Annotated in this window: 19 protein-coding genes; 8 read left to right on the plus strand and 11 right to left on the minus strand. The window is 36.4% G+C overall.

All coding sequences use genetic code 11. The features are described from left to right. Positions 1–58: 58 nt before the first annotated feature. Both ACZZZW_RS20440 and glmM read right to left on the minus strand, forming a co-directional pair. Positions 59–1,207, minus strand: coding sequence for a cysteine desulfurase family protein (locus ACZZZW_RS20440; RefSeq protein ID WP_055905999.1), 1,149 nt, complete (start codon positions 1,205–1,207; stop codon positions 59–61). A 132-nt stretch (positions 1,208–1,339) separates the two neighbouring features. After that, the gene (gene glmM, locus ACZZZW_RS20445; protein WP_055906001.1) at positions 1,340–2,725 is read right to left on the minus strand and encodes a phosphoglucosamine mutase; all 1,386 of its coding nucleotides are present in this window, start codon (positions 2,723–2,725) and stop codon (positions 1,340–1,342) included. 348 nt (positions 2,726–3,073) lie between these two features. Between glmM and ACZZZW_RS20450 the strand changes: the two genes are divergently transcribed. From ACZZZW_RS20450 to ACZZZW_RS20465, 4 genes are all read left to right on the plus strand, one after another. Continuing rightward, positions 3,074–3,805: a class I SAM-dependent methyltransferase gene (locus tag ACZZZW_RS20450; protein ID WP_463496206.1), complete on the plus strand. Its 732-nt coding sequence runs from the start codon at positions 3,074–3,076 to the stop codon at positions 3,803–3,805. Beyond that, the gene (locus ACZZZW_RS20455; protein WP_055906007.1) at positions 3,802–4,365 is read left to right on the plus strand and encodes a phosphatase PAP2 family protein; all 564 of its coding nucleotides are present in this window, start codon (positions 3,802–3,804) and stop codon (positions 4,363–4,365) included. Before ACZZZW_RS20450 ends, ACZZZW_RS20455 begins: the two co-directional genes overlap by 4 nt. Positions 4,366–4,367: 2 nt before the next feature. Beyond that, positions 4,368–5,084 carry a ZIP family metal transporter gene (locus tag ACZZZW_RS20460; RefSeq protein ID WP_055906010.1) on the plus strand — a complete coding sequence of 239 codons (717 nt, stop codon included), beginning with the start codon at positions 4,368–4,370 and terminating at the stop codon, positions 5,082–5,084. 223 nt (positions 5,085–5,307) lie between these two features. Beyond that, the gene (locus tag ACZZZW_RS20465; RefSeq protein WP_463496209.1) at positions 5,308–5,910 is read left to right on the plus strand and encodes a Uma2 family endonuclease; all 603 of its coding nucleotides are present in this window, start codon (positions 5,308–5,310) and stop codon (positions 5,908–5,910) included. Between the two features lie 166 nt (positions 5,911–6,076). Here ACZZZW_RS20465 and ACZZZW_RS20470 read toward each other — a convergent pair whose 3' ends face one another. The 4 genes from ACZZZW_RS20470 to ACZZZW_RS20485 all read right to left on the minus strand — a co-directional run bounded on the left by ACZZZW_RS20470 (position 6,077) and on the right by ACZZZW_RS20485 (position 8,847). Beyond that, positions 6,077–6,223, minus strand: coding sequence for a DUF5522 domain-containing protein (locus ACZZZW_RS20470; RefSeq protein ID WP_162235797.1), 147 nt, complete (start codon positions 6,221–6,223; stop codon positions 6,077–6,079). A 78-nt stretch (positions 6,224–6,301) separates the two neighbouring features. Further along, positions 6,302–7,243, minus strand: a complete 942-nt coding sequence (locus tag ACZZZW_RS20475; protein WP_055906016.1) for an MBL fold metallo-hydrolase — start codon at positions 7,241–7,243, stop codon at positions 6,302–6,304. 39 nt (positions 7,244–7,282) lie between these two features. Further along, positions 7,283–7,900 (minus strand): dephospho-CoA kinase, encoded by a 618-nt coding sequence (coaE, locus tag ACZZZW_RS20480; RefSeq protein ID WP_055906018.1) that lies wholly within the window; start codon positions 7,898–7,900, stop codon positions 7,283–7,285. Next, positions 7,900–8,847, minus strand: coding sequence for a YbbR-like domain-containing protein (locus ACZZZW_RS20485; protein ID WP_055906021.1), 948 nt, complete (start codon positions 8,845–8,847; stop codon positions 7,900–7,902). The genes coaE and ACZZZW_RS20485 overlap by 1 nt, the downstream gene beginning before the upstream one ends. Positions 8,848–9,019: 172 nt before the next feature. Between ACZZZW_RS20485 and ACZZZW_RS20490 the strand changes: the two genes are divergently transcribed. After that, positions 9,020–9,973: an energy transducer TonB gene (locus ACZZZW_RS20490; RefSeq protein WP_463496213.1), complete on the plus strand. Its 954-nt coding sequence runs from the start codon at positions 9,020–9,022 to the stop codon at positions 9,971–9,973. A 50-nt stretch (positions 9,974–10,023) separates the two neighbouring features. On the opposite strand, the gene yajC is transcribed toward ACZZZW_RS20490, so the two are convergent. The 4 genes from yajC to ACZZZW_RS20510 all read right to left on the minus strand — a co-directional run bounded on the left by yajC (position 10,024) and on the right by ACZZZW_RS20510 (position 12,962). Beyond that, on the minus strand, positions 10,024–10,344 hold the full coding sequence (gene yajC, locus ACZZZW_RS20495; RefSeq protein ID WP_463496215.1) for a preprotein translocase subunit YajC: 321 nt from the start codon (positions 10,342–10,344) through the stop codon (positions 10,024–10,026). A 67-nt stretch (positions 10,345–10,411) separates the two neighbouring features. Continuing rightward, entirely contained in the window at positions 10,412–10,870 is a 459-nt protein-coding gene (locus ACZZZW_RS20500; RefSeq protein ID WP_463496217.1) for a DUF1573 domain-containing protein, read from the minus strand. A 1-nt stretch (position 10,871) separates the two neighbouring features. Beyond that, complete coding sequence (gene nusB, locus ACZZZW_RS20505; RefSeq protein WP_055906033.1) at positions 10,872–11,822, minus strand: transcription antitermination factor NusB; 951 nt, start codon at positions 11,820–11,822, stop codon at positions 10,872–10,874. 51 nt (positions 11,823–11,873) lie between these two features. Continuing rightward, positions 11,874–12,962, minus strand: a complete 1,089-nt coding sequence (locus ACZZZW_RS20510) for a Glu/Leu/Phe/Val family dehydrogenase (RefSeq protein WP_055906037.1) — start codon at positions 12,960–12,962, stop codon at positions 11,874–11,876. Positions 12,963–13,677: 715 nt separating this feature from the next. Here ACZZZW_RS20510 and ACZZZW_RS20515 point away from each other — a divergent pair. Both ACZZZW_RS20515 and ACZZZW_RS20520 read left to right on the plus strand, forming a co-directional pair. Next, the gene (locus ACZZZW_RS20515) at positions 13,678–15,468 is read left to right on the plus strand and encodes an ABC transporter ATP-binding protein (RefSeq protein WP_463496220.1); all 1,791 of its coding nucleotides are present in this window, start codon (positions 13,678–13,680) and stop codon (positions 15,466–15,468) included. A gap of 78 nt (positions 15,469–15,546) precedes the next feature. After that, positions 15,547–15,870: a DUF3276 family protein gene (locus tag ACZZZW_RS20520; protein ID WP_029275977.1), complete on the plus strand. Its 324-nt coding sequence runs from the start codon at positions 15,547–15,549 to the stop codon at positions 15,868–15,870. A gap of 69 nt (positions 15,871–15,939) precedes the next feature. On the opposite strand, the gene ACZZZW_RS20525 is transcribed toward ACZZZW_RS20520, so the two are convergent. Continuing rightward, positions 15,940–16,401 carry a hypothetical protein gene (locus tag ACZZZW_RS20525; RefSeq protein ID WP_055906043.1) on the minus strand — a complete coding sequence of 154 codons (462 nt, stop codon included), beginning with the start codon at positions 16,399–16,401 and terminating at the stop codon, positions 15,940–15,942. Between the two features lie 348 nt (positions 16,402–16,749). On the opposite strand from ACZZZW_RS20525, the gene ychF reads away from it, so the two are divergent. Continuing rightward, entirely contained in the window at positions 16,750–17,850 is a 1,101-nt protein-coding gene (ychF, locus tag ACZZZW_RS20530) for a redox-regulated ATPase YchF (protein ID WP_463496224.1), read from the plus strand. Positions 17,851–18,747: the final 897 nt, after the last annotated feature.

Genomic DNA, 18,747 nt, shown 5'->3' on the forward strand with positions numbered 1-18,747 from the left:
TTGGCGCATAAAAAAAGTCCCAATTAATTGAGACTCTCCTATTTGGTTAATGATATTTTTATACCAAAGCATTTTGCTTTACTACCATTTTAACTTTTTCAATAACGTAATCCAACTCTTCTTTTGTGGTGTACTTACTGAATGAAAAACGCACGGATGGACGGTTTGGATCAGCTTTAATGCCATTTAACACATGCGAACCAATATTAGAACCTGAAGAACAGGCACTACCGCCAGAAGCACAGATACCATTGATATCAAGGTTAAACAACAGCATATCGGCCATGTCCATCTCCGGGAACGATACATTTAATACGGTATACAAACTTTTATCGGCATCGGTTTCGCCATTAAAAGCAATGCCCGGAATTTCGGTAATCAGTTGTGCTTTCAAATAATCTTTTAAACCCTGAATATGCGCCTGGTGCTGGTCCATTTCGGCATAAGCAATTTCTAAAGCCTTGGCCAAGCCCACAATGCCATATACATTTTCGGTACCTCCACGCATGTTGCGCTCTTGTGCACCGCCATAAATCATCGGTGGTATTTTGATGTTACTGTTTACATATAAAAAGCCAACACCTTTAGGTCCGTGGAGCTTGTGTGCTGCACATACAATAAAATGTGCCTTAAGTTCGCGTACATTATGTGGGTAGTGGCCCATGGTTTGCACGGTATCGGCATGGTAAATGGCATTGTATTTTTCGCAGATATCGCCTACTTTAACCATATCTGTTAGTGTACCCAATTCATTGTTGGCATGCATAAGTGAAACAAAAGTCCGCTCATTATTTTGAAGCAATTCTTCTAAATGGTTGTAATCAACATTTCCTTTTTCATCGATGTTAACAAAACTCAATTTATCGATTTCGCCATTTTTAAGCATGGTATTTAAGGTATGCTCAACAGCGTGGTGTTCAATTTTAGAGGTAATGGCATGCTTTAAGCCATAAGCAGCAATGCCGCAACGGATTGCAGTATTATCGGCTTCGGTACCGCCTGAAGTAAAAAACACTTCGGATGGGGATGCATTTAATAAACCAGAGACGGTTTTACGGGCTTTTTCTACAAGCGTTCTTACCTCGCGACCAAGCGCATGAATGGCAGATGGATTACCGAAATAGTTTTCCATTACGTTTGTCATTTCTGCGATTACTGCCGCATCTAAAGGTGTGGTGGCTGCATTATCTAAATAGACCCTTTTCATTTCTACGAATATTTAAAAGTTAGTGTGTTGTAAAGCAAACTTGCTAAAGCCAGCTCTGTTGTTAAATGATCAGGGTTTAATCGTTTTATTAAACCCTGACCGGTATGCTAAAACCAATAATCCTTTTGAAGATTAAAGGTGTAATATTTCTTTAATATCAGAAATAATCTTGTTTGCTAAACTTTCTGCAATGGTTTCATTTTCTGCCTCACTGTAAATCCTGATGATCGGTTCGGTGTTGGAACGACGCAAATGTACCCAAGTTTTATCAAATTCTATCTTCAAACCATCAATTGTACTGTATGGCTGATTTTTATATTTTTCTTCTACCTGTTTCAACAGGTTATCAATATCCATTTCTGGGGTAAGGGTAATCTTATTTTTAGAAATGTGGTATTGAGGATAACTGGCCCTTAATACTGAGATCGATTTACCAAATTTAGCTAAATGCGTTAAAAACAAGGCAATACCAACCAAGGCATCTCTACCGTAATGCGATTCTGGATAAATGATTCCTCCGTTTCCTTCGCCACCAATAATGGCATTTGTAGCTTTCATTTTGTTTACTACATTTACCTCTCCTACTGCTGATGCATTATATTCTGAACCGGCTTTTTCAGTTACATCACGTAAAGCACGGGTTGATGAAAGGTTTGAAACAGTATTGCCTGGTGTATTTTTCAACACATAATCAGCAACTGCAACCAAAGTGTATTCTTCGCCGAACATACTGCCATCTTCATTTACGAAACATAAACGGTCAACGTCAGGATCAACAACAATACCTAAATCGGCATTTTGTTTCTGCACTTCTTTTGATATTTCAGTCAGGTTTTCTGGAAGCGGTTCGGGGTTATGCGGAAAATGACCATCCGGGGTACAGTACAATTCTGTTACTCTGCTTACGCCCAATGCTTTTAACAAAGCCGGGATAAAAATACCTCCGGTTGAATTCACACAGTCGATTACAACTTTAAAATCAGCTTTTTTTATCGCTTCAACATCCACCAATGGTAAGGCTAAAACCTTATCAATGTGTTTTTGAAGATAAGTATCGTTTTTAATTACTTTTCCAAGTTTATCTACATCAGCAAAATCAAAATCTGCACTTTCTGCAAGATCCAATACTTCCTTACCATCAGCATCACTGATAAATTCGCCGCTTGCATTAAGTAACTTTAAGGCGTTCCATTGTTTAGGGTTATGGCTGGCAGTTAGAATGATCCCACCACCTGCATTTTCATCAGGTACTGCAACTTCTACCGTTGGTGTGGTTGATAAACCGAGGTCGATTACTTCAATACCCAATCCTTGCAAAGTTCCTATAACAAGATTGTTTACCATTTCTCCCGAAATACGGGCATCGCGACCTAAAACGATCCTTTTATTGCCTGTTTTTTGTACTACCCAGCTTCCAAAAGCAGCTGTAAATTTCACAATATCAAATGGTGTTAAGCCGTCGCCAGCCCTTCCACCAATGGTTCCTCGTATTCCTGAAATCGATTTTATTAAAGTCACTTTATATAATTTATTTGAGACTCAAAAATACGAAAAAAAACAAGACAGCCGCTATTTTGGCAGACTTGCGCAACTTAATTTACATTGTTTTTATATCTGTTTAAACGATCAATTTTATAGAATTGCGCAAAGCATCAAAAACAAACGTGTGTTTAATTGAACAGGTTGATTTGATCTTTTTGAAAAAAAATTCCAACTTAAATATTAACGCATGGGCTTTATGATGATTAGAGACAAAAACCAGATCATAATATTCTTGCAACTTTATTGCATAAAAGTATATTCTAACTTTACTAGCGATTGTAAAAGCTTATATTTGCATCTTTTTAAGATAAAAACGGCTTTTATATGCAGCGCAAGTGGTTTCAATATTGGTTTAATTCGCCATATTATCATATTCTATATCAACAACGAAATGATGCCGAAGCCGAGTTTTTTATCGACAAACTTACCCATTTTCTTCACCCAAAGGCAGAAGCCAAAATGTTGGATATTGCCTGTGGCAAAGGCCGCCATTCTATTTATCTCAACAAAAAAGGTTTCGATGTTACCGGAATTGACTTATCAGAACAAAGCATCAAATACGCCAAACAGTTCGAAAACAGTAAATTGCATTTCCTGGTACACGATATGCGCAGGCTTTTTTACATCAATTACTTTGATATTGCCTTAAACCTATTTACCAGTTTTGGTTATTTTGATACCGAAAAAGATCATGTTAATGCACTTAAAACGTTTAGAAAATGCTTAACAGCTGAAGGTATTTTAGTGCTAGATTATTTTAATACTGAAAAGATTGTACGCAACCTAAATTCCTGCGAAACAAAATCACTTGATGGCATCACCTTTCACATCACTAAAAATGTGGTTGATGGTAAAATTATCAAAAAGATTAATTTCGAGGACAAGCAAAAGGTGTATAATTTTGAAGAACGCGTTCAGGCTTTCAGTTTTGAAGACTTTAAGCGCATGCTTACCAAAGCCGGTATGGTGATCGAAAAAACATTTGGCAGCTATGGCTTGGATGATTTTGATGAGTGCAACTCTGACCGCTTAATTTTAATCTGTAAAAAAGCATGATAGAAAGCATACAGCAATTTGATGTAGACTTGTTTTTGAAAATCCACCGTGGGCTTTCGAACAGTTTTTTTGATTGGCTGATGCCTTTAATGCGCAACCGTTTTTTTTGGTCGCCACTTTATCTCTTTATCATTATTTTTTGCATCAAACAATATAAAAAACAGGGATATTACATCATCGGCATGGTACTTTTTACTTTTGCCATGGGCGATTTAATTGCTTCAAGGGTAGTAAAACCATGGGTATCGCGCGTTAGGCCTTGTAATGATTTAAACCTCTCCAACTACATTATTCATCGTGTACCTTGCGGCAGTGGTTTAAGTTTTCCTTCTGCCCACGCCACCAACCACTTTGCCATAGCCGTTTTTCTAATCTGTATTTTTTACAGCAGGTGGAAACCCATTTTGCCTATTGGCTTATTATGGGCGTTCATCATCAGTTTTGCGCAGGTATATGTTGGGGTTCATTATCCTGTTGATGTAACTACGGGTGCTTTGCTGGGCATCACAATTGGAATTATCTGTTCAAGAATATTTAAAAAATTACAACCTGATTTTTAACTATGGAAATCTGGAAACTTTGCGTGCTCTTTTTCTGTGCCTTTTTAGGTGGAGCAGCTATCTTTTTGGTAAAAAGTGATAAATCAAAATTGCTGAAATTGATTTTATCATTCAGCGGTGCTTATCTGTTTGCCATTACCGTTTTACATTTAATTCCTGATGCTTACAGCGGTACAGACAAATCGGAAATTGGCATTTTTATATTGATTGGCTTCCTTTTGCAGATTTTTCTGGAACAATTTTCTGAAGGTGTAGAGCACGGCCACATCCATAAACACCATGATGGGCATGTTTTTCCTTTCGGAATTATGATCAGTTTATGCCTGCATGCCTTTTTAGAAGGAATGCCTTTAGCAAAAGAACAACACAACGAATTAATTTTCGGAATTTCTTTACACCATATTCCAGCGGCCTTTGCGCTTGCCAGCATATTAATGCAAAATCATTTTAAAAAAAGCAGCATTGTATTTTACCTTCTTATTTTCGCTATTATGGCACCACTGGGCTTTTATGTTAGCGTTGGCTTAAGTAACGGCACTATTGGAGGTTTAGATGCTTATTTTAATAAAATTATGGGCATTGTAATCGGTATTTTCTTACACATTTCTACTACTATCCTATTTGAATCGAGCGCTGATCATAAAATCAATACCCGCAAAATGATAGCTGTATTACTTGGAATTGGCGTAGCACTCATCGGTTTCTTCGCCGGACACTAGGTCAGTTAGCAATTTTTCAGTTAGCAGTTTTCAGTTAACCAAGTAAGTTCAGTTTTCAGTTAGCAATTTTCAGTTAACCAAGCAAGGTCAGTTTACTGTTGGGGGTATATTCAGTTAATCTATTTAAATAGCCTATAATCCGCATCATTAACCGAATAGCCGTTTTAAACGTTTAATCGCTTATAGTTTAAGCCATTACGGAGAATATACTGTATGTTTGGATATGGATGAGATTGTAAATGAACCAGCTGTAGCTTATCATAAAAGGCACTATTCCGTTGAGGAATACCTTGAAATGGAAAAAGAATCAAATTTTAAACATGAATATTTTCAAGGAGAGATTTTTGAAATGTCTGGCGCAGGAGATGATCATAACGAGATTTTCAGCAACGTTTTTGGAGAAATAGTTTACAAACTTAAAGGGAAAACTTGCAGGGCATATGGAAGCGACAAACGAATAAACATCCCTCAAAATACTTTATTTACCTATCCTGACATATCGATTTATTGTAATGGATTAAAACACAGCGAAATTGATAAAGACACCTCAATTTTACCCACAGTAATTATCGAAATACTATCTCCCTCAACCAAAAGCTACGACAAAGGCAAAAAATTTAACCTCTATAAAGATATTCCTTCATCAAAAGAATACATTATGATCGATTCGGAATCGGTATCAGTGGATGCTTATCATATTGATCAGGAGAAAAAATGGCTTTTGAATCGATACGGGAAAATTTCTGATACATTAACACTTGTTTCGATGGGATTTACCTTGTGTTTAACCGATATTTATGAATATGTCCGTTTTACGAAAACGTAATCAAGCTTAATTATTAAAGAAGTCAAGTTTTTTTCTGAACCCGCCGATTAAACTTGACTTCTTTGAATTTTCCAGCGAAATTTTTAATCAAAAAAAGTCAAGTTTTTTTTCTGAACCCGCCGATTAAACTTGACTTCTTTGAATTTGCAAGCAGAATATCAGCCAGTTATTTATTTTTCTCTTTCTTTTTCCCGTATCCCCACGGACAATGCTTGCATTTATTTTTGCAACAATAGCCTCGTTTTAAATGGTAGTTTTCGGTAAAAACCATTAATCCATTTTCATTTAAATAAAAATCTTCGCCTTCTTTCATATATATACTTCAAGATCATGAAACAAGTTCAGGATAAAGGATATTCTATCTTAAAAACAATCAAACGATTTATAATTGCTAATTAAGTATTTTTACTTCAAGTTTATCTGCAAAATAATTTTTAAGCTGTTTACCGTCGCCATGCAATGTCCACACTTGTTTTGGTTTAACTTGCTCAATGGTTTCTAAAATTGCATCCCAATCGGCATGATCTGAAATGTAAAGTGAAATTCCATTTTGCTGCTGCAGGTTTTTCCATCCTGAGGCAAAAGCACGTACCACATTAATGGCCTTATGGTAACTGTGAAAAACCATCGGTGGCACAATGTAAACCTGATGCTCATGGTTATTTTTCATGACCTTTCTATCGTACATTTTGTAGTTCCCTAATTTTATACCATAATCTTCATAAATTTTAACGAAAGGCATAATGCTATGGTGAACCATAATGTTCTTGCCAGCACAATAATCATTTAATAGCTGAATAATACGCTGACTTTTCCCCAACGCATAAGCTCCTAACATGATATTTGAATTTGTTTCATTCAGTTTTCTAATCTCATCAACTGGGGAAGGATGTTTTGTGTCAGGATTTGCGAATGTACTCTCAGTGATCAGCACATCTGCTTCAACAAATTCGAAAGGCTCACAGGTAGCATCCGGCTCAATTTTATAATCACCTGTGTATAAATACCTCACTCCTTTATACTCCATTAAAATCTGTGCAGAGCCCAAAATATGCCCGGCAGCAAAAAAAGTTAGGCTAACATCTTTTATTTTAAAGGTTTCGTGGTATGTTTTTGTAAAAAAATCAACGGCTGCAAATTTACGGTAACGGTGTTTCATAAAAGTTGCTGTGGCAGCTGTACAATACACATTCTGGCTTCCGCCGATGGCATGGTCGCCATGTGCATGCGAAACCACTGCTTCTTTAACAGGTTGTTGCGGATCGAGATAAAAATCGCCATAAACACAATATAAACCTGTTGGGGTAATGGTAATAAAATCTGCTAAAATCATGATTGGATGAAAGAATTTAAAGAGAATGATTTAAGTAGATTAGGCCTGGATTCCGTTAGCTTGTCTGGCTGCAAGAAGAAATTGCTGATGTAAAGCCAAAACTTGCTCAATAATGGATTGTTGTTCGTCATTTAAGATAAAATGATTGGCTAATTTTACCTTTTCCTCATCGCTCAATTGTTTATCCATCCGGGCCTTCACTTGTTCAGCGGTAACACCATCGCGCTGCATTACGCGGTTTATTTTAACTTCATATGGGGCAGTAACCAGAATTGTGGTATCACACATTTTATACGAGCCACTTTCAAACAAGAGGGCTGCTTCCTTTAAGGTATAAGGTGTAGTGACCGGGATAGTATCTTCCCAAGCATCAAAAGCCCTAAAAACCGCAGGATGAACCAATGCATTGAGTTGAGCCAAAGCTGTTTTATTGTTAAAAACAATGCCTGCAATATGCTTGTTATTTAATTTTCCATCTTCAAAATAACTTTCTTTGCCAAAGGCAGTTTTTACACCTTCTACCAATAAAGCATCTTTACACATAATTTCCTTGGCAACAGTATCTGCATAAAATACAGGGATTCCCAACACTTCAAAAACCTTACAAGCAGTAGTTTTACCGCTTCCTATGCCACCTGTTATACCTGCTTTGTACATTATTTTTCTACAATGAAATCTATTTTGGAAGGAACTACTTTTACCAGCTTACAATAATCCGGAAATTCGGTTATTTTCACTGTGAACTGCCGGTGATGTAAATTTTGCCACTCATCTACATCAATTGTAGCGGTAATAAAACTCTCATCAACCTGATCGTAATTGCTTAATGCCACTAAAAACGAAACCTTTACCTTTTTTGGATAAAGTTTAATGCTATTGTAATTGCGGTTATTTAAAACCTTTAAAGGCACTTCGATGGTTTTCTCGGTAAACTCATCTACTGGCAATTTAACTTCTACCGACGAGGGATAAATACTTACATTTTTATGAATACTATGTTGTAAAGCAATGCGCGTAGTGCTGCTGTTCTGTATTTTATCCTGTTTGAGTGTATCGGTTGGCCAGAATTTTATTTTTGCCAATTCTTCCGTCGGGCCGGCAACCTTAATGTATTTTGGGTTGAGGATGATCTCGCTCGAAATGCCATATTGCTTTTCAAAACTCAGCTTATCAATCAGTTTTACAGGAACTTTTTTAACTACGCGCTTTGTAAAATCGAAATACAAGGTATCAGGCTTAACTGATATTACTTTCTGGGTGCTTTCTAGCTGCCTGTTAATGTTAAATAACTGATCGGAAAAAACGATAAAATCTTTGGTATTAAGCTGACTTAAATTAACCGAAACTGAAGGCGGACTAATCCGTAAACGGGCAAACAATAACTGCCAGCCGGTTCCTTCTACCTGCAAATCTATGGTATCAGACTGTAATGGATAAAATGCCCTTTTGGTTGGCGTATTTTTAAATACCAGTACTGTTTTGGCGGTGTAAATGTATTTGTTGTTTAGTGCCATAAAAAGCCATGCAGCAATGGCCAGCATTAAGCAGGCCAATAGGCTAAACACACGTCTTTTTTCAATTTTAGTTAATCTAATAAAGGGCATAACATTATGTAAATATAGTGCGTAAGGCTTTTTCTCCGATTACAACAGTTGCGTCAAATGTAGCAAAACTAAACAGCCGCTCAAAAACTTATGTGTTTAATGATAAATTAATCTTATAAATAGCAAGACTATACATATGATAACTATATTCGTAGTAGATAATTATTTAAACATGAAAAAATATATTTTAACGCTCTTTACTTTAGCTATATTTATTAATGCCTTTGCTCAAAAGAGAACCATGGTATCTTATTTTAAAAAAGATATGCTTACCGAAAACAAAAACGATTACGATTACCGTAGGGTTATTCAAGAAACCGATACTCCATCGTTATACAGGTTATTTGAATTTTATCCAGATAATAAAGAGAAAACAGTGGCTACGATTTCAAAATTTCAGCCTAAGATAGTTTACGAAGGAATTAAAGAAAGTTATAACAAAAAAGGGATACTCACTTCAAAAGTAAATTTTAAAACTGGTAATTTATTCGGGCTATGCACCTATTATTATGATGATGGTAAGCTCGAAAGCGTATTCCAGTACGATGAACAGGATGAAAATGCTAAAATTCCGGAAAAGCCCCGAAGGAGATGGATAACAGGAATAGATTCTTTGGGTAACCAATTTATTAAGGATGGCAATGGAACATTTAAAAAGGCTTCAAATAAAAATGAGGTTGAAGAAGGAAATTACCTTAACGGTTATAAAGATGGTATTTGGAAAGGAATTAGCAACAATGGCAGTTACGAAGAAATTTATAACAATGGGATATTTAAATCCGGCATTACCACATTGCCCGATGGTAAACAAATTACTTATGATAAAATGGAGGTACAACCTGTATTTAAAGGGGGAATGGCAGAATTTTATAAGTATTTGGGTAGAAACTATAAATACCCTACAGAAGCTGTGAAAAACCGGATTAGCGGGAAGTTATACGTTACATTTGTTGTTGAAAAAGATGGATCGTTAACAGATTTATCTTTAAAAAACGATCTTGGTTATGGCACAAAGGAGGAAGCATTACGGGTTTTAAATGATTGCCCTAAATGGAGCCCGGGCAAAAAACATGGTATGCCGGTGAGGGTCAAATACAATATAGATATAAACCTTGCCGCACAATAAATAAAAATGCCACCCATGAGGTGGCATTTTTATTAAATTTATGTTAAATATTAAGCTTTTGCTGCTACAACTGCTTTGGTAGCATCTAAAGAAACTGCTGATTTATCGAAACGGATTTTAGCTCCGCTTTCTACTTCAATTAAGAAAGTTGTTTCGTTTAAATCAATAATTTTTCCGTGAATACCTGCAGTGGTAATTACTTTATCGCCTTTACCTAATTCTGCTACTAACTTTTTATGATCTTTGGCTTTTTTAACCTGCGGACGGATCATAAAAAAGTAGAAAACTACCATGATCAATACCATTGGTACAATTGTAGTAAGCATATTACCACCGCCTGCTGCTGCCTGTAAAATTACTGTTGATGTCATTTCTTATTTATTTGTTTTTATGAATAGTTGATGATCTGTGCGCAATTGCAGTAAACCATCAATCAATTTATTTTTTTGCAAGTACCTCACCTACCAAATGTACTGTGGTAACTGTTGGGTTTGCGTTGGAGGTAACGGTTACCACTTTATCTTGCATGCCCATTTTGCCTTCGCTATTAAAAACTACGCTAATAATACCTTCTTTACCTGGCAAAATAGGTTCGCCTGGCACCTGAGGCACAGTACAGCCGCAAGTTGCTGTTGCATTTGAAACAATAAGCGGACTTTTACCTGTATTTTTAAGTTTAAAATCGTGTTTTACTTTTTCTCCCTGTTCTATTTTACCAAAATCAAAAATATCACGTTCAAAAACAATTACCGGAGCATCTGCAGGTGCAACTTTAGCTGTTTTTGAAGTATCATTTCCTACAGATACAGTTGATGTTGTTTCTGATGTTTGATTATTTGCATTGCGGCATGCAGCAAATGAAATTGCGGCTACAGCGAGTATAAATATTTTTTTCATGTTAATCTTCGATTAATCCACGGCCAATCTTTTTAATGGTGTTGTTTTTCTTAAGATCGCCTAAAATTTTGTCTAAAATACCGTTAATAAATGAATTACTCTTCGGTGTACTGTAATCTTTTGATAACTCCAGGTATTCATTAATGGTTACTTTAACCGGAATAGATGGGAAATTTAACAATTCGCAGATTGCCATTTTCATCAAAATGGTATCCATTAGTGCAATACGTTCTGATTCCCAGTTTTTTGTTCTATCGGCAATCATTTCCTGGTATTTGGCGTCGTTTTGTAAGGTATGTACAAATAAATCCTGTACAAATTTACTGTCTTCCACCCAATCCGCACTAATTTCTGTCAGCTTGTTTTTAAAAGGATCTTCGAAAGTAAAGTTTTTAAGTGTTTTGGCCACCATTCCTTTCATTACTTCATGATCTACCTGCCAGTTGATAAATTTCTCTTCAAAAACCTGAATAATGGCCTGATTTTTTAAGATGATTTTTCTGAAAATGTATTTGATAATGTCTTTTGATGATTCCAAACTTTCGTTAGAATCTGCAAGATAATCAGCATATTCTTTTGATGCTTTTAAAGAATTGTAAACTGTTTTACGGATTTCTGGATCGAAACCCCAGTCTACTTTGTATTTTTTTACTGCAGAAACATATTCTGGATTCTGTTGTAGTAAAACGCTAAACTTATTGTGTAGCAATTTCATATTGGGATTGATATCCTCTGCAGTTTTGATAAACTTATTTGCGCGCTCTGCGGCGTCGTTAGCAGTAAATTCGGTAACTTCTACCATTAAAGATAACATCCAGATATACATTTCGTATACGCTATCGATGCTTTGCATTAAGGTTTTTAAATCACCTTTAATGTCTTTTTTGTCTGCCATGTGCCAAGCAAAAATATTTTGCAAAGCTTTGATTCTTAAGTGCCTTCTGTTTAACATGAATGTAAGAACGAGTGCGGTTTTTTAAAACCTGTTTTTAATAATTATTATTTAATATGACGATTTAATTTTTTTAACATCTGCAATCCTTTTTTCGGCAATCCGGTTTGCAGCAATATTTGTTGATATGTTTTCAGCTTTGCTCAATTTAATTACACTACGGGTAGCATCATAAATATTCTCTGTAAGCTGTACTGTGCGTTTTTTACCAAAACCAGTTAATTCCGAATAGCAGGAAATTAATCCACCTGCATTGATTAAATAATCTGGTGCAAATAAAATCCCTTTTTTCAAAAGTAGCTCGCTATCTAAAACCTCATCTTTTAACTGATTGTTTGCTGAACCTGCAATAATTGCAAATTTCATTTTTTCGATGGTTCTGTTGTTTACCGTTGCGCCCATTGCACATGGGGCATATACATCGGCATCAGTTGTGAAAATTTTATCCGCGTCGATTGGTTTTGCTTTATATTTCCGGGCTACGTATGTTAATTGTTCCTGGTTAATGTCGCTGATCAGAACTTCGGCATTTTCTTTTCTCAATAAGGCTACCAGGTGTTCACCAACGTTTCCGATACCTTGTACCACAATGGTTCTACCGGCTAGCATATCTGTACCAAAAACTTCTTTTACACTTGCTTTAATACCTAAATAAACACCTTGAGCAGTAAATGGAGCGGGATTACCAGCACCCCCTATAGATTCGGGCACACCGGTTACATAGTTGGTTTCCATACGGATATATTCCATATCGCGTGTATTGGTACCCATTTCTTCGGCTGTAATGAATTCGCCATTGAGGTTTTTAATAAACCTGCCATAGCTGCGCATTAAAGTTTCAGTTTTGTCTTTTCTGGAATCACCAATGATTACGCCTTTACCACCGCCAAGGTTTAAACCTGTAATGGCTGCTTTGTAAGTCATGCCTCTTGATAAACGTAATGCATCTTCTAATGCTTCGCCTTCTGTAGCGTAGCTCCACATCCGTGTTCCGCCTAAAGCCGGCCCTAATGTGGTATCATGAATGGCGATAATAGCTTTTAAACCTGTATCGGGATCATTGCAAAAAACCAATTTTTTATGCCCGTAAGCACTTAATTGATCTAAAATCGATGAATCTGACGAAGAATTTGCTGGCATATTGAACGTTCGGCTAACCTGCTGCAAAATTAAAATAAAAAACCATTATTACACGTATTTAACTAAACTATAACAAAATTAATTCGATGGAGGTGCTTTTTAAGCCAAGCCTGGCAGATTTGCGAAGCGTTTAAGGCTTAATTACAAAAATGATTAGGTGGCTATTTTAAAGGATTAATTTACAACAAATGGTTCGTGGAGACACGAACCATGGTGGAAGAGAGCACGAACTATGGCGCTGAAGGACACTAACCATGGCGGGAAATGCTTGTGTTAAGTCCGCGTTAGGGATTGTAAGGGTTCAGTGCCGATTTTTCATCGGTACCGGAGCGCAGCGCAGCCCTGCAAAGCCCGCCCTATCCCCGATTTTTCATCGGGATGGGGAACGCCCAGATTAGTTTACAGTTATTAATTTACAGTTATTAGTTATCAGTTTACAGTTACCAATTTGCAGTTACTATTTTACAGTTATGAGTTACCAATTTACAGTTATCAGTTTATAGTTACTAGTTTACAATTACTAGTTTACAATTATCAGTTATAGTTATCAGTTTACAATTAATAATTAAGCCGTGAATAATAAATTGTTTAATTTTTAAAATGAAAACATCATATAGAATACGAGCCTTGATGAAGTGTCATCATTTTTTAAAGCTTAGCCTCGAATAAACAAATATGCCTGATGAAATAACAAAATTAGCTAAGTTTGTGTAGCATGAAACACTTAAGCCGATTAAACAAATACTTCCTTAAATATAAATGGTGGATTATCCCTGGAAGTATTTTTGTGGTAATTTCTAACATTTTTGGCGTTGTACCTGCGCAGGTAATTGGTTATGCAGTTGATTTAATTACTGAAAACATCCAGATTTTTAACCTTTTCCATGGTTTTGACCGTCAGGAAATTATTTACGATATTTTTAGCAGCAACCTTTTATATTTTGGCTTGCTTGTTATTGCGCTTTACCTGTTGAGAGGACTTTTCCTGTTCTTTATGCGTCAAACGATAATTTTAATGTCGCGGCATATCGAATTCGACATGAAGAATGATATCTACCAGCATTACCAGGAACTTAGTCTTGGTTTTTACCGCAGAAACAATACCGGAGATTTAATGAACCGGGCCACAGAAGATGTTAACCGTGTAAGAATGTACGTGGGTCCGGCGATTATGTACACCATAAACACCTTCGTTTTATCAGTGTTGATTATCTGGTCGATGTTTGATGTAAACTCCAAGCTGGCCATTTACTGTTTATTGCCCCTTCCGTTCTTAGTGGTAATTATTTATTATGTAAATACATTGATATTTAAAAAGAGTGGAAAAATCCAGGAGCGTTTATCAGATCTGTCGAGTTTTGTGCAGGAACGTTTTTCGGGCATCAGAATTATTAAATCGTATGTACGCGAAGATTATACGCGGAATATGTTCGAAATCCAGAGCAACGATTACAAAAAAGATTCTATGAGTTTGGTTAAGGTTTCGGCACTTTTTTACCCAACTATGCTTTTATTGATTGGTTTGAGCACGATACTTACCATATATATAGGTGGCATACAGGTAATGAACGGCAGCATAACCGCTGGCAATATTGCCGAATTTATTATTTACATTAACCAGTTAACTTTTCCGGTAACGATGTTGGGATGGGTAACTTCGTTAATACAAAGGGCAGCAGCATCACAAAAAAGAATTAACGAATTCCTGGATATTCCATCTGATATTCAATCAAAAGAAACAGGTGAGCAGGTATTGGCGGGCAATATCAAGTTCGATCACGTTAGTTTTACTTATCCGGATACTGGAATTGAGGCTTTGAAAGACGTAAGTTTTGAAATCAATAGTGGTGAGTTTGTAGCCATAATTGGTAAAACAGGTTCAGGAAAATCGACGTTGGCCAATTTAATTATGCGCATGTACGATGTTGAAAATGGTGTTATTGATATTGATGGAAGGAATATTAAAGCATTGAACCTTAAAGATTACCGTACACAGATTGGTTTTGTGCCACAGGAGGTTTTCTTATTTTCTGATACGATTAAGAACAATATAGCTTTTGGTTTAGACCAGGTTACTGATGATGAAGTGCATAATGCAGCGAAAAATGCTTCGGTTTACACCAATATTATCGATTTTGAAGAAAAGTTTGAAACCATGCTCGGCGAAAGGGGAATAACACTTTCTGGCGGACAAAAACAACGGGTTTCTATTGCCCGTGCATTGATTAAATCGCCAAAGATTTTAATATTTGATGATTGTCTTTCGGCTGTTGACACTAAAACGGAGGAAGAAATTTTACAAAATTTGGGCAAAATCATGGCCGGAAAAACGAGTATTTTAATTGCCCACCGAATTTCTACAATTAAAAATGCAGATAAGATTTTAGTGTTGGATAATGGAAAAATCATTGAACAAGGCACACACAATGAATTACTTAGAAAAAATGGAAGCTATACCGAGCTTTACAACAATCAACTTTTGGAGGAGGAAACGCGTACGATTTAAATTGTATTAAAATTGTATTTTGAACTTTAAATATTTGCTTTATATTTACCGAAACCAAAAACCACATCAATACCAACCATGGGAGAATTCGACAACAAGGAAAGAGAAGAAGTTTTTTCTAAGAAAGTAAGAGCAGGTAAGAGAACTTATTTCTTCGACGTGAAGGCTACTAGATCGGGTGATTATTATTTAACAGTTACCGAGAGCAAGAAAAGATTAGAAGACGGTGTATTCGTAAAACATAAAATCTTTTTATATAAAGAAGATTTCGAAAAATTTGCAGAAGGATTAAACGAAACTGTTGATTACATCAAAACTCACCAGGATGTGGTTGAAAAACGTTACGAATATTCTGAAAACGGAGAACATAGCACTAAAGCAAGCGACGATTTTACTTTTTAAGTAGATAATTTCAAATAAAAAAAGCCTCCCAATTTTAAAATCAGGAGGCTTTTTTGTCTGCCTTATATTTTATTTTACGCCTCCGCCAGCAACTACTGCCAATAGCAATAGAAAATAACTGGCTACCAGCACAATGGTAATTATACCCCAAAATTTAAACAGCGATTTCAAATGTGATATGGCATCATTTAAATTTTCCTGATCGCCAAATAAAATACCTTGTTTACCTTTTGCAGAAAAACGAAAAAGCAATAAGCTTGGGTAGAAAAAGAACAAAGCCAATAGCAGATAAAATATAGTTACTCCTGTAGCCCCTATACTAGCCAGTGGCCCTAATTGTTTGAGCATATTAGGATTAGCGTTTACGGCAGCACCTATACCAAATGAGCCTAATGTTAAAAAAGCAGCGATCACAAAACCAACAACTGATAAAAATCTGGCCCACTTACTCATATCATAAAAGTAACTCCGCATTTCTTCTGTAACGATTAATTTTACTTCCTGCGGTACTTCTTGTTCAAAATCTTCCATTTATTTTTATCTATTTTGGGCTAAACTTAGATAAAATATAGATTTGATACAATAGCAAGGGTTTAAATAAAGGTTTTAAAAGCTTATCTTTGCGCGGAATTTGAAGCGGAAAGCGGAAAGCGGAAAGCGGAAAGCGGAAAGCGGAAAGCGGAAAGCGGAAAGCGGAAAGCGGAAAGCGGAAAGCGGAAAGCGGAAAGCGGAAAGCGGAAAGCGGAAAGCGGAAAGACGAAAGACGAAAGCGAGATGGCAGTGATTGATGGATCAAGCTTAAGAATGAAACACAAGGCTATTGGCCGTAAGACTATGGACCAATAACCCTAAAAATAAGAACTAAAGACTATAATATAAATGGCATTACAATGTGGTATAGTTGGTTTACCAAACGTAGGGAAATCGACTCTTTTTAACTGTTTATCAAATGCAAAAGCGCAAGCTGCAAACTTTCCTTTTTGTACTATTGAGCCGAATGTTGGCGTAATTACTGTACCTGATGATCGATTGACAAAACTTGCAGAATTGGTTAAACCGAACAAGGTTCAACCAAATACTATTGAGATTGTAGACATTGCAGGATTGGTAAAAGGTGCATCGAAAGGTGAAGGGTTGGGAAATCAGTTTTTAGGAAATATCCGCGCTACAAATGCAATTATTCACGTTTTACGCTGCTTTGATGATGGAAATGTAATCCATGTTGATGGTTCTGTTGATCCCATCCGCGATAGGGAAATTATTGATACAGAATTACAGCTTAAAGATTTGGATACCGTTGATAAACGTATTCAAAAGGTAGAAAAAATGGCTAAAACGGGTGGCGATAAAGATGCTAAACGTACCTACGAAATTTTAACGGTAGTTAAAGCTCATTTAGAAGCCGGCAAATCCATCCGTACTGCTGCATTGACACAAGATGATTTTGATTTTATCGAAGATTTAGGATTACTTACGCAAAAACCGGTGATGTATGTATGTAATGTTGATGAGGCATCGGTTATTAACGGCAATAAATATGTTGATTTGGTTAAAGCAAATGTTGCTGATGAAAAAGCTGAGGTTTTGGTGATCTCTGCTAAAATTGAATCAGAAATTGCCGAACTGGATAGTTATGAGGAGCGTCAGGAATTTTTAGCCGATTTAGGTTTAACTGAATCTGGCGTAAATAAACTGATCCGCGCAGCATACAAATTATTAAACCTTTACACTTACTTTACTGCGGGTGTACAAGAAGTTCGTGCCTGGACCATCACTAAAGGTTTCACAGCACCACAGGCTGCAGGTGTAATTCATACCGATTTCGAAAAAGGTTTTATCCGTGCAGAAGTGATCAAGTATAATGATTTTGTAACATTGGGTTCTGAAAATGCCTGTAAAGATGCTGGTAAACTAGGTGTAGAAGGAAAAACTTACGTTGTGGAAGATGGTGACATTATGCACTTTAGGTTTAATGTTTAAAGGAATATTTGTTATATATAGAGCCACTTGAAAGAGTGGCTCTTTTTATTTGAAGAGTTTTTTTTTGCCACGGAGACACAGAAAGGAACGGAGATATACTTCACTGTAACGCTGAGCGGAGCTGAAGCGCATAATAAACCACAGATGAACACGAATTAACACAGATAAGTGCTTTTCATTAAAGATCCTGAAATAAATTCAGGAGGACGTAAAGCTGAAGATCACACAGCTATCTACTTTTCTGGCACGCTGAGCGGAGTTGAAGCGCATAATAAACCACGGATAAACACGAATCAACACAGATAAGTGATTCTCACTAAAGATCCTGAAATAAATTCAGGAAGACGTAAAGCTGGAAAAAGCAAAGATACCACCCTCACTTTAGTGCTGAGCGGAGTCCAAGCGCATTGAAATGCTTAATGAACCACGGATGAACACGAATCAACACAGATAATGATTCTTCGCTAAAGATCCTGAAATGGTTTCAGGAGGACGTAAGAACGGAAAAGCAAAGATACCAACCTCACTTTCATGCTGAGCGAAGTCCAAGCGCATTGAAATGCTTAATGAACCACAGATGAACACGGATAAGTGGTTGATTGCTAAAGATCCTGAAATAAATTCAGGAAGACGTAAAGCTGGAGATGACACAGCTATCTACTTTTCTGGCACGCTGAGCGGAGTCGAGCATTTAATGAACCACAGATGAACACGAATCAACACAGATAATCATTCTTCACTAAAGATCCTGAAATAAATTCAGGAAGACGTAAGACCGGAAAAAGCACAAAAAAGCAAAGCTGGAGATATGAAGAAACATCTGCTAATAGCTGTTACGTTGTAAAAAATTTGCGTAAATCAGCTAAATCTGCGGGAAAAACCTCAAAATTAAATCTC

The organism is Pedobacter sp. AC379 (assembly GCF_979258145.1).